At 68.2% G+C, this 12348-nt stretch carries 10 protein-coding genes; 6 read left to right on the forward strand and 4 right to left on the reverse strand.

The genetic code is table 11. The features are described 5' to 3' along the window. The first annotated feature begins 91 nt into the window (after positions 1-91). Positions 92-2224 (forward strand): glycosyl hydrolase family 18 protein, encoded by a 2133-nt coding sequence (locus IB227_RS18605; protein ID WP_318639525.1) that lies wholly within the window; start codon positions 92-94, stop codon positions 2222-2224. Between the two features lie 75 nt (positions 2225-2299). On the opposite strand, the gene IB227_RS06665 is transcribed toward IB227_RS18605, so the two are convergent. Beyond that, a complete protein-coding gene (locus IB227_RS06665; RefSeq protein ID WP_192286729.1) occupies positions 2300-3076 on the reverse strand; it encodes a DsbC family protein in 777 nt (258 codons plus the stop codon). 196 nt (positions 3077-3272) lie between these two features. Beyond that, positions 3273-4250, reverse strand: a complete 978-nt coding sequence (gene xerD / locus IB227_RS06670; protein ID WP_132865052.1) for a site-specific tyrosine recombinase XerD — start codon at positions 4248-4250, stop codon at positions 3273-3275. 71 nt (positions 4251-4321) lie between these two features. On the opposite strand from xerD, the gene IB227_RS06675 reads away from it, so the two are divergent. Then, positions 4322-4792 (forward strand): RDD family protein, encoded by a 471-nt coding sequence (locus IB227_RS06675; RefSeq protein WP_192286730.1) that lies wholly within the window; start codon positions 4322-4324, stop codon positions 4790-4792. A gap of 141 nt (positions 4793-4933) precedes the next feature. On the opposite strand, the gene lptG is transcribed toward IB227_RS06675, so the two are convergent. Next, entirely contained in the window at positions 4934-6040 is a 1107-nt protein-coding gene (gene lptG, locus IB227_RS06680) for an LPS export ABC transporter permease LptG (RefSeq protein WP_192286731.1), read from the reverse strand. Beyond that, entirely contained in the window at positions 6037-7122 is a 1086-nt protein-coding gene (gene lptF / locus IB227_RS06685; protein WP_192286732.1) for an LPS export ABC transporter permease LptF, read from the reverse strand. The genes lptG and lptF overlap by 4 nt, the downstream gene beginning before the upstream one ends. A gap of 104 nt (positions 7123-7226) precedes the next feature. Here lptF and IB227_RS06690 point away from each other — a divergent pair, with 104 nt between their 5' ends. From IB227_RS06690 to IB227_RS06705, 4 genes are all read left to right on the forward strand, one after another. Then, positions 7227-8699 carry a leucyl aminopeptidase gene (locus IB227_RS06690; RefSeq protein ID WP_192286733.1) on the forward strand — a complete coding sequence of 491 codons (1473 nt, stop codon included), beginning with the start codon at positions 7227-7229 and terminating at the stop codon, positions 8697-8699. Between the two features lie 112 nt (positions 8700-8811). Continuing rightward, positions 8812-9234, forward strand: coding sequence for a DNA polymerase III subunit chi (locus tag IB227_RS06695; RefSeq protein ID WP_192287297.1), 423 nt, complete (start codon positions 8812-8814; stop codon positions 9232-9234). A gap of 9 nt (positions 9235-9243) precedes the next feature. Continuing rightward, positions 9244-9435 (forward strand): YqaE/Pmp3 family membrane protein, encoded by a 192-nt coding sequence (locus IB227_RS06700; RefSeq protein ID WP_132865057.1) that lies wholly within the window; start codon positions 9244-9246, stop codon positions 9433-9435. A 33-nt stretch (positions 9436-9468) separates the two neighbouring features. Then, the gene (locus IB227_RS06705; RefSeq protein ID WP_192286734.1) at positions 9469-12294 is read left to right on the forward strand and encodes a valine--tRNA ligase; all 2826 of its coding nucleotides are present in this window, start codon (positions 9469-9471) and stop codon (positions 12292-12294) included. The last annotated feature ends 54 nt before the right edge of the window (positions 12295-12348 follow it).

The raw sequence follows: 12348 nt of genomic DNA on the forward strand, positions 1-12348 counted from the left end.
AACTCCCCCAACCCGGCCCCGGCCAGGCGCTTGATGCGCCTGCCATGCCGAAGGCATGCCCCGCGCCGGCCGCCCCCAAAGGAGATTGACCATGACGGATCATCCCAACCACCGCCCGCCCCACCGGCGCCGTCGCACCCGCACCGGCCTCCTCCTGGCCACGGTGATGGGCCTGGCCGCGCTGCCAGCGGCCCAGGCCGCCGATTGCACCGGCGTGAAGCCCTGGATCGCCACCACGATCTACTCGCCCGGGCAGACCCTGCAGAAGGACGGGGTCCTGTACCAGGTCCAGCAACGGATCTGGAACGCCGCGCCGGACCATCCCGCCGGCCGGCGCTACTACCGCTCCCTTGGTCGTTGCGGGAGCGGCGCCGGTAATCCGCCACCGCCTTCCCCGCCGCCGGCCAACCAGGCGCCGCAGGTCCGGCTGACCGCTCCTTCGGCCGGCAGCCGCTTTGCCGCCGGCAGCACGGTCACGCTCCGCGCCGATGCCTCCGATCGCGATGGCAGTATCCGCAAGGTCGAGTTCTTCCATGACGGCAGGTCGCTGGGCGTGGACCCCCAGGCCCCGTACACCCTGCAATGGCAAGCGGTTCCAGCCGGCACCCATGTGCTCAGCGCCCTGGCCACCGACGACCGCAATGCGAGCACGCGCTCGGCCACGGTCACCCTCATCGTCACCTCCGCTCCCCACGAGGACACGGATACCACCGCACCCACCGTCCCCGCCGCAGTGTCGGCCCAGGCGTTGGACCCGAACCGCGTCCAGCTGCGCTGGAATCCGTCCAGCGACAATCCCGGTGGCAGCGGGCTGGCCGGCTACGACCTGTACCGCGATGACCGCCTGGTCGCCTCGCCCACCACCCCCTCCTACCTGGATAGCGGCCTGGCACCGGACACCGCCTACCGCTACGCCGTGCGGGCCCGCGACGTGGCCGGAAATGCTTCGGCCCGCAGCACACCGGTGGGCGTGCGCACCCCGCCCGCCGACACCGACGGCGACGGCCCGGGCGCCAGGCGGCTCATCGGCTACTTCACCCAGTGGGGCATCTACGGCCGCAACTACAAGGTCAAGCAGATCGACAGCAGCGGCTCGGCGGCCAGGTTGACCCACATCAACTACGCCTTCGGCAACGTGCGCAACAACCGCTGCGAGGTCGGCATCACCCAGGCCGCGAACCCGGGCACCGGCAGCGGTGGCGATGCCTATGCCGACTACACGCGCAGCTTCGGCGCGGCCGAAAGCGTCAGTGGCCGTGGCGATACCTGGAACCAGGCGCTGCGCGGCAACTGGAACCAGCTGCGCCAGCTCAAGGCCAGGCACCCACACCTGAAGGTGCTGATCTCGCTCGGTGGCTGGACCTGGTCACGCGGCTTCTCCAGCGCCGCGCAACCACAGAACCGCGCCGCATTCGTGGCCTCGTGCATCGATGCCTACATCAAGGGCAACCTGCCATTCACCGACAACGCGGGCGGGCCGGGCGTGGCCGCGGGCATCTTCGACGGCATCGACCTGGACTGGGAGTACCCGGCCGCCTGCGGCCTGGGCTGCGGCAGCCCGGCCGACCGGCAGAATTTCACCGCACTGCTGGCCGAGTTCCGTCGCCAGCTCGATGCGGTCCGCCCCGGCCTGCTGCTGACCGTGGCGGTGGGTGCCGGCATCGACAAGATCCGCGTGACCGACCCCGGGGAGTACCACCGCTACCTGGATTTCATCAACGTGATGACCTACGACTTCCACGGTGCCTGGGCACCACGTACCAACCACCATTCGGCCCTGTTCGATTCGCCGGCCGACCCGTCCAGCGGGGACGAGCGCCTGTACAACAGCAATGACGCGATCGAGGCCTACCTTGCCCGCGGCGTGCCGGCCCACAAGTTGAACCTGGGCGTGGGCTTCTACGGCCGCGGCTGGACAAACGTGGCACCGACCAACAACGGCCTGCACCAGCCTGGCCGCCCGGCGGCTGGCAGATACGAAGCCGGCATCGAGGACTGGAAGGTGCTCAAGGACCTGGGCTGGCCGGTGCATACCGACCGCACCGCCAAGGCGACGTGGCTGTACGACGGCAGCACGTTCTGGAGCGTCGACACGCCGGAGATGCTCATCGAGAAGATGGCCTACGTGAAGGCCCAGGGCATGGGCGGCGCGTTCTTCTGGGAGTTCAGCGGTGACGATGCGCAGGGCACGATGGTCAGCGCGCTGGACCGCGGCCTGAAGTAAGCGGCGCGCCCGCAAACAGGAAGCCCCTCCACGGGAGGGGCTTCCTGCATCAGACGCGGACGATCGGCGCCTGGATCAGCGACCGCCGCCGGCGGCGTCGATGCGCTCCAGCGCGGCCTTGAGCTGTGCCGGCGGCAGGTAGCCACCGAGCTGGCTGCCATCGGCGGCGAAGATCGCCGGGGTACCGTTGATGCCCAGCTGCTGGCCGAGGTTGTACTGCATGGCGACCGGGTTGGTGCAGGTCTTCGGGGACACCGGCTGGCCGGACTTGGCTGCGGTCAGCGCGGCCTTGCGGTCGCTGGCGCACCAGACCGAGATCATGTCGGTGTAGTCCTTGCTGCCCAGGCCCATGCGCGGGAACGCCAAGTACTCGACCGCGATGCCGTTGCGGTTGAGCTCGGCGATGTCCTGATGCAGCTTGCGGCAGTAACCACACTCGATGTCGGTGAACACGCTGATGGTGTACTTGGCATTCGGCGGGGCGAACACGATGCGGTCCGCGTGCGGCAGGGTCGCCAGCAACCCGCGGCGGTACTGCAGCAGCCCGGCGCTGGTGGCCATGGCCTTCTTCTGGATGTCATACGGCTGCGACTGCATCAGGTAGCGACCGTCATCGGTGACGTACAGCACCTGGCCGGACACGATCACCTCGCGGAAACCCGGGAACGGCGCGGCGCCGATGTAGTCGGGGCTGAAGTTCGGGTCGAGCTGCTTGAGCGCATCGCGCACGGTCTGCTCGACCGGGCCTTCGGCGACCTGCGGCGCAGGGGCGGCGACGGTCGGCGAGGCCTGCTGCGCACAGGCGGTAAGGCTGATCGCGCCCAACAGCGCGGCAATGGCAATTCGGTACATCGGCAACCCGTGGGAAGAAATATCCGGCCGATTCTCGCATACGCCCCTGCAACGCGTCGTGCGGGCAGCCGGCAACCTGCCACGGGGCATCTGGACAAATATTCACCAGCCGCCGGAAACACTGGCGGGGCAAGGGGTATCGGCATTTATCCACAGCTTGTGCGGCCACTGCCGCACACCCGTTGTGGAAAACCCCTCAACCGCGCGGGTGATGCCTGCGGTGCAACTTCTGCAGGTGCTCGCGCGCCACCAGCGTGTAGATCTGGGTGGTGGACAGCGAGCTGTGGCCCAGCAGCATCTGCAGCGCGCGCAGGTCCGCGCCATGGTTGAGCAGGTGGGTGGCGAAGCTGTGGCGCAGGCCGTGCGGGCTGATCTTGCCCGGGTCGATGCCGGCGACCGCCGCACTGGCCTTCACCAAGGCCCAGAACTGCTGCCGGCTCAAGGGCTTGCGCTCGTTGCCGACGAACAACGGCACCTGCCCGTCCGGCGTGGCCTGCACCGCCTTGCCGCCGGTCAACTGCGGGCGCGCCTGCGCCAGGTAGCGCTCCAGCCAGTGCTGGGACTCCTCGCCCAATGGCACCAGCCGTTCCTTGCTGCCCTTGCCGGTCACCCGCAGCACGCCCTGGCGCAGGTTGACCGCATTGGCCGGCAGGTTGACCAGTTCGCTCACGCGCAGGCCGGCGGCGTACATCAGCTCCAGCATCGCGCGGTCGCGCAGGCCTTCGGCGGTCTCCACGTCCGGCGTGGCCAGCAGCGCATCGATCTGGCTTTCGGCCAAGGCCTTGGGCAGCGAGCGCGGCAGCTTGGGCGGCTCGAGCAGGGCGGACGGATCGTCATGCCGCTCACCGCGCTTGAGGCCATATCCGAAGAACGCCCGCAACGCCGACAGCAGCCGTGCATTGCTGCGGGCCGTCCAGCCATGCCGGGTACGCCAGGCCAGGTAATCGAACAGGCCCGCGCGATCGATGCCAGCCAGGCCATCGCCGGCGCCGTCACGCCACCGCGCCAGCCCTTCCAGATCACGGCGGTAGCTGTCCAGCGATGCCCGGGCCAGGCCCTGTTCGGCCCAGATCGCATCCAGGAAACGCTGTATCAGGCGGGCATCGGCATCGCGCAGCGGCGGCAGCTGCTGCACCATCTGGCGGCGTTCGGCGGGCGTCAATGCGGCGGACATCGGCACAAGCATAGGCGCTGGCCGTGCCGCTGCCCATGCATCGTCGCCGCCCCAGCCCGTATGCTCGGCACATGACGATCGCCGCCGACGCTCCTCTCGCCCGCCCTTCCGCCCTGCTGCCACGTCGGCTGGCGGCGCTGTTCTACGACTTCTGGCCGGCATTGGCGTTGTGGATGCTGGTCTCGGCGGTGTTCACCGTCGGCTACACCCTGGCCGGTCATGCCGCACGCGAGAACATCCATCCCTTCAGCGGCCTGCAATGGCTGCTGTGGCTGTGCTGCTGGATCGTGGCTGGCATCTACGCCACCACCAGCTGGAAACGCGGCGGGCAGACCCTGGGCATGCGCCCGTGGCACCTGCACCTGCGCGCGATCAATGGCGGCCCGATCGGCACCGGCGCGCTGTGGGTGCGTTACGCGGTCGGCACGTTGTCGCTGCTGTGTGGCGGCCTTGGGTTCTGGTGGGCGCTGGTGGATCGCCAGCGCCTGACCTGGCATGACCGTGCCAGCGGCACGCGCCTGGTGAAGCTGCCGAAGCCGTGATTGCCCGACTCGGATGCGTGCGGGAAGTCGCTGCGCGGACTCCCCGCCTGCCGGCAGGCGAGCACGCTCACGCAGGTTGGGAAGCCATCCGGCCTTGGATCAATGGCCGCGTCACGGGTACAGGCTTGGCGAAGGCTGCGCCTAGCCGACCCGTCGTCGTGACAGCCAGCCGGAGATGGCCAGCATCATGATCGGCGGCAGCGCATAGGCGATGCGGTAATCGATCTTCAACGCGCCGGCCATGCGGCCGAAGAACATCTGCAGCAGCAGGAAGCCCAGCGCGAACAGCATGCCCAGGAACAGGCGCTTGCCCATGCCGCCGCTGCGCAGCGAACCGAACGCGAACGGCACCGCGGCCAGGCACAGCGCCAGCACGTTCAACGGGTAGAACCAGCGGCTCCAGTACGTGTCCTCGTAGTCCCGCGCGTCCAGCCCGTTGCGCTTGCGGTAGTCGATGCTGGTCTTGAGCTCGCCCGCGCTGAGGTTGCGCGGACGCGCCAGGCCCGACGCCAGCGCGGCGGCGTCCAGGTTCGACTTCCAGACTTCGCTCTCGGCGGTTTCGCGGGTCACCGAGCGTTCGCCGAACACGTCGCGGCGGACCTTGCCCAGTACCCAGCCTTCAGGGCTGTGGGTGGCAGTCACCGCATAGGTCAGCGTTGCCAGCCGGCCGTCGGCGTCGAGGGTGTACAACCGGACCTCGTTCAGCACCAGGCGGCTGCGCCCCGCCTCGTCGAGCAGCTCCTCGCCGTTCTTCGCGTTGAGGAAGGTGTCACCCTCGCGTGCCCACAACCCGGAATAACGGGCCATGGTCATGTCGGTGTTGTACTTGGCGCTGGTCTTGAGCGCGTCGGCACGGTTCTGCGACCACGGTGCCAGCGTCTCGCCGTTGACCACCATCAGCACGGTCAGCAGCGACAAGGCGATCGCCACCGACCCGGCGATCCGCCGCCGCGACACGCCCACCGCGCGCAGCGCGGTCAGCTCGGAAGTCGCCGCCAGCTGGCCCAGGCCCATCAGCGCACCGATCACCGCGGCCATCGGGAACAGCGTGTAGGCACGGCGCGGGAGGGTGTAGGCGGTCCAGGCCAGCGAATGGCCGAAGGTATAGTTGCCCACGCCGATGTTCTTGGCCTCGCCGGACAGCGCCAGGATGGCGTCCAGCCCCAGCAGCACCAGCCAGACCAGCAGCACGGTCGCCAGCACGTTGCGGCCGACGTAGATGTCATGGATGCGCGGGGTCAGCCTCATGCCGTTGCTCCTGCGCGCGGGTGACCCAGCCGGCCATCACGGAAATACAGCCAGAGCGCCAGCGCCAGCAACGGCACGGTCAGCCACCACATGCCCAGCCCGGCCGGGATGTCGCCCTTGGCCAGCCACTGCCGGCCGAGGATGCTCAGCTGCACGCCCACCATGTAGGCCAGGAACGCCATCATGATCCGGCCATAGCGCTGCTGGCGCGGCGCGCTGCGCGCCAGTGGCAGGGTCAGCAGGGCGAAGGCCAGCGCCAGCAGCGGCGGGGTGATGCGCCAGTGCAGTTGGGCCTTGGCCTCCGGCCGTGGGTCCGCGAGCAGTTGCCCGGTGGTCATCATTTCCGGGTCGTCCTTGTCGCGCGTCTCGTCGCGGTCGGGCAAGGCGATCTCGTTGCTGGCGTAGCGCATCAGGCGATAGTCCAGTGCCCCGTTCTCCGGGCCCTCGACCCGGTAGCCGTCCTCCAGGCGCAGGAACCGCTGGCGCTCGCCCTCGAAGAACATCGAGCCCTGCTTGGCCGACACCACGTCGATCCGGCCATCACGGGTGCGCTGCATGAAGACCTTGCCCATCCGGGTGCCGTCCTCGTTGAGCGAGGACAGGTAGACGATGCCGCCGCCGGACACCTGGGTGAACTTGCCCGGCTCCAGCCCGGCCACCACGACGCTGCGGCTGGCCTCCTCGATCATCTGCTCGGAGGTGCGGTCGGCCCAGGGGCCGAGCCACACCGAGCACAGCGCCACCAGCGCCACGACTGGCGCCACCAGCAGCAGGATCGGCTTGAGCAGGCGCCGCGGGCCGACGCCCACGCCGGTCAGCACCGCCATTTCCGAGTCGCGGTAGAGCCGGGCGATGGCCAGCGCCAGGCCCAGCATCAGCGCCAGCGGCACGATGATCGGCAGGTAGACCACGAACTGCAGGCCCAGTTGGGACAGCAGCAGCCCGGCGGGCATGCGCCCGTCGGCGATGCGGCCGAGGATGTCGACCAGCACGCCGCCGACACTCACCACCAGCAGGACGATCAAAGTGGCCAGAAAGCTCTGGAGGAAGTCGCTCAGCAGGTAGCGGTCAAGCTTCGCCATAGGGTCGGTGGTTTAAACTCTCGGTTTCGTCCGCGGCACGCCGGTCCATGGGACCGTACGTAAACAGCCTGCGATTGTACGGATTTGGCAACGGAATCTGATCAATGTCTCTGGAATTCACCCTGAACCACGCCGCCCCGGCCTCCGCCGGCTTCGATTGCATCATCGTCGGCGCCTTCGCCGACAAGTCGCTGAGCCCGGCCGCCCAGGCCCTGGACGCCGCCAGCGGCGGCCGTCTCACGGCCCTGGTCGAGCGTGGCGATGTCGGCGGCAAGACCGGCAATACCACCGTGCTGCACGACCTGCCCGGCGTCACCGCGCCGCGCGTGCTGGTGGTCGGGCTGGGCGAACCGGCCAAGTTCGGTGTGCCCCAGTACATCAAGGCGGTCGGCGACGCCGGTCGCGCCCTGAAGAGCGGCGTCACCCGCAGCGCCCTGTTCACCCTGTCCGAACTGGCCGTAAGCGGCCGTGATGCCGCCTGGAACATCCGCCAGGCCGTGATCGCCGCCAACCACGCCAACTACCGCTACACCGCCACCCTGGGCAAGAAGAAGCCGGACGCCCCGGGCCTGGAGACGCTGGCCATCCTCGGCCAGGACGACACCGCGCTGCTGCAGGGCCAGGCCATCGCCGCCGGCGTGGAGTACGCCCGCGAACTGGGCAACCTGCCGCCGAACCTGTGCACCCCGGCCTACCTGGCCGAATCCTCGGTCGCCTTCGCCGCCGAGCACGACGGCGCCGAAGCCGAGATCCTGGACGAGCAGCAGATGGAAGCGCTGGGCATGGGCTCGCTGCTGGCCGTGGCCCGCGGCTCGGCCAACCGCCCCAGGCTGGTGGTGCTGAAGTGGAACAACGGCGGTGACGCCAAGCCCTACGTGCTGGTCGGCAAGGGCATCACCTTCGATACCGGCGGCGTCAACCTGAAGACCCAGGGCGGCATCGAGGAGATGAAGTACGACATGTGCGGCGGCGCCAACGTCATCGGCACCTTCGTGGCCACGGTCAAGGCCAGGCTGCCGCTGAACCTGGTGGTGGTCGTGCCGGCCGTGGAAAACGCCATTGACGGCAATGCCTACCGCCCGTCCGACGTGATCACCTCGATGTCCGGCAAGACCATCGAAGTGGGCAACACCGACGCCGAAGGCCGCCTTATCCTGTGCGACGCACTGACCTACGCGCAGCGCTTCGAACCGGCCGCGCTGGTCGACGTGGCCACCCTCACCGGTGCCTGCATGGTCGCCCTGGGCCACCAGACCGCCGGCCTGATGAGCAAGCACGACGACCTGGCCAATGAGCTGGTCGCCGCCGGCGAGCACGTGTTCGACCGCGCCTGGCGCCTGCCGCTGTGGGACGAGTACCAGGGCATGCTGGATTCGACCTTCGCCGACGTCTACAACATCGGCGGCCGCTGGGCCGGCGCCATCACCGCTGGCTGCTTCCTGTCGCGCTTCACCGAAGGCCAGCGCTGGGCGCACCTGGACATCGCCGGCGTGGCCAGCGACGAAGGCAAGCGCGGCATGGCCACCGGCCGTCCGGTGGGCCTGCTGACCCAGTGGCTGCTGGACCGGGTGGCCTGAGGCAGGTAACGGGGAGCCGGCAACCGGGCATGCGAATGCTCCGCGCCGGTTCCCCACGCCGCCTTCCGCACCGTCCTTCCCCGTTCCCCTTTCCCGGTTCCCCGCCTTGACCATCCGCGCCGACTTCTACCTGATCGCCAAGCCGCGTTTCCTCACCGAACCGCTGAAGCTGGTGTGCGAGCTGGCCCGCAAGGCCAACGACGGCGGGCTGTACACGCTCGTACTGGCGCGCGATGCAGCCCAGGCCGAGGAACTGGACGAGCTGCTGTGGTCGTTCGACCCGGATGCCTACATCCCGCACCAGATCGTGGGCGAGGAAGTGGACGAGGAGGAAGCCATCGTGCTGATCGCCGTGCCCGGTGCCGATGCGCCGGAACGCCCGCTGGTGATCAACCTGCGCGACGAACCCTGGCTGGGCGCCTGCGAGCGCGTGCTGGAAGTGGTGCCGGCCGACCCGGAAGCCCGCGAACCGCTGCGCGAGCGCTGGCGCCAGTACAAGGCCGCCGGCTACGCGCTCAACAAACACGACATGTAAGGAACGACCATGCGCCTGCTCATCGCCATCCTCCTGCCCTGGCTGGCCTTCTTCACCATCGGTCGTCCCATTTCCGGCATTGTCTGTCTGATCCTGCAGATCACCTTGATCGGCTGGCTGCCCGGCGCCATCTGGGCTGCATACGCGGTCAGCCAGTACCACACCGACCAGAAGATCAAGCGCGCGCTCGGCGCCCGCTGATCCCCTTTTCACGCTTCGACCCGGTTTCCCCGCATGACCCAACTCGCCTCCAGCTACGACCCCAAATCCTTCGAAACCGATCTCTACGACGCGTGGGAGAAGGCCGGCCACTTCAAGCCGTCCGGCAAGGGCGAGCCGTACACCATCGTGCTGCCGCCACCGAACGTGACCGGCACCCTGCACATGGGCCATGCGTTCCAGCAGACGCTGATGGACGCACTGATCCGCTACCACCGCATGCGCGGCTACGACACGCTGTGGCAGGTGGGTACCGACCACGCCGGCATCGCCACCGAAATGGTGGTCAGCCGCAACCTGGCGCTGGAAGGCAAGGGGGAAACCCGCGACTCGCTGGGCCGTGATGGCTTCATCGACAAGGTGTGGGAGTGGAAGGCGCATTCGGGCAACGTGATCGAAGGCCAGATGCGCCGCCTCGGCACCTCGGCCGACTGGTCACGCAGCACCTTCACGATGGACCCGGGCCCGAGCGAGGCGGTGATCGAATCGTTCATCCGCTGGCACGAGCAGGGCCTGATCTACCGTGGCCAGCGCCTGGTCAACTGGGACCCGGTGCTGAAGACCGCCATCTCCGACCTGGAGGTGGAAAGCGCCGAGGAAGACGGCTTCCTGTGGTCGATCGCCTATGCGCTGGAAGACGGCGCCAGCTACGAGCACGTCGAGGTCGATGCCGACGGCAACCAGACCCTGCGCGAAACCCGCAACTACCTGGTCGTGGCCACCACCCGCCCGGAAACCCTGCTGGGCGACACCGCGGTGATGGTGCACCCGGAGGACAGCCGCTACGCGCACCTGGTCGGCAAGACCGTCACCCTGCCGCTGACCGGCCGCAGCGTGCCGGTGATCGCCGACGACTACGTGGACAAGGCGTTCGGCACCGGCGTGGTCAAGGTCACCCCGGCGCATGACTTCAACGACTACCAGGTGGGCGTGCGCCACGGCCTGCCGATGATCAACCTGTTCACCCCGGTGGCCGCGCTCAACGAGAACGCGCCGGAGCAGTACCGTGGGCTGGACCGCTACGAAGCACGCAAGGTGATCCTGGCCGAGCTGGAGGACCTGGGCATCCTGGTCGAGACCAAGGCGCACAAGCTGCAGGTGCCGCGCGGCGACCGCACCGGCCAGGTGATCGAGCCGTACCTGACCGACCAGTGGTTCGTGAAGATGGACGGCTTGGCCAAGCGTGGCCTGGAACTGGTCGAGAACGGTTCGATCACGTTCGTGCCGGCCAACTGGATCAACACCTACCGCCACTGGATGGAGAACATCCAGGATTGGTGCATCAGCCGCCAGTTGTGGTGGGGCCACCGCATCCCGGCGTGGTTCGACGAAGCGGGCAACTGCTACGTGGGCCGCAACGAGGCCGAAGCCCGCGCCAAGGCCGGCCTGGCCGATGACGTGGTGCTGACCCAGGACAGCGACGTGCTGGAGACCTGGTTCTCCTCGCAGCTGTGGCCGTTCTCCACGCTGGGCTGGCCGAACGAAGCAGCCATGGCCGAGCGCGGTTTCGACCGCTACCTGCCGTCGAACGTGCTGATCACCGGCTTCGACATCATCTTCTTCTGGGTGGCGCGCATGATCATGGCCACCGACAGCTTCACCGGGCAGATCCCGTTCAAGGACGTCTACATCACCGGCCTGATCCGCGACGGCCAGGGCCAGAAGATGTCCAAGTCCAAGGGCAACGTGCTCGACCCGCTGGACATCATCGACGGCATCACCATCGACGACCTGGTCGCCAAGCGCACACATGGCCTGATGCAGCCGAAGATGGCCGAGAAGATCGAGAAGGCCACCCGCAAGGAGTTCCCGGACGGCATTATCGCCCACGGCGCCGACGCGCTGCGCTTCACCATCGCCGCGCTGGCCACCCATGGCCGCGACATCAAGTTCGACATGAGCCGCGCCGAGGGCTACAAGAACTTCTGCAACAAGCTGTGGAACGCCAGCCGCTTCACCCTGATGAACACCGAGGGGTCCAGCTTCAACGGCGCACCGCAGCCGCGTACCGATGCAGAGAAGTGGATCCTGTCGCGGTTGGCCAAGGTCTCGGCCGAAGCGCAGCAGAACTTCGCCGACTACCGCTTCGACCTGTTGGCACAGTGCCTGTACGAGTTCGTCTGGAACGAGTTCTGCGACTGGTTCCTGGAGCTGACCAAGCCGGCCCTCAACGGCGACAACGCCGACGACGCGGCCAGCACCCGCCACACCCTGCTGTACGTGCTGGAGGCCGTGCTGCGCCTGCTGCACCCGCTGACCCCGTTCGTCACCGAGCAGCTGTGGCAGCAGCTCGCCCCGCGCCTGGGCATCACCGCCGACACGCTGTCGCTGCGCGCCTACCCGACCGCCGCCGAGTTCGCCGGCGATTACGCGCAAGCCGAAGCCGACGTGGAATGGTTCAAGGGCATGGTCAGCGCGCTGCGCCGCGTGCGCAGCGAACTCAACGTGCCGCCGTCCAAGCAGGTGCGCCTGCTGCTGCAGGGCGGCCAGTCCGTGGACCGGGCGCGCGTGGAACGCTTCACCTCGCAGCTGCGTTTCCTGCTCAAGCTGGAAAGCATCGAGTGGTTGGCTGCCGATGCACAGACGCCGCCGGCTGCTGCCGCCATCGTGGGCGAGTTGAAACTGCTGGTGCCGTTGGAAGGCCTGGTGGACCTGGACGCCGAACGCGCGCGCCTGGACAAGGAAATCGCCCGCGTTTCGTCGGAGAAGGAAAAGAGCGAGACCAAGCTGTCCAAGTTCACCGACAAGGTGCCGGCGGCGGTGGTCGAGCAGGAGCGCGTGCGCCTGGCCGACTGGAACAGCCAGCTGGCCGGCCTGCAGGAGCAGCGCGCCAAGCTGTAAGCGCCTGCGGTACGTTGGACATGAAAACGCCGCCTCCGGGCGGCGTTTTCATGT

It is taken from the genome of Stenotrophomonas sp. STM01, assembly GCF_014852135.1.
GTDB lineage: Bacteria > Pseudomonadota > Gammaproteobacteria > Xanthomonadales > Xanthomonadaceae > Stenotrophomonas > Stenotrophomonas capsici.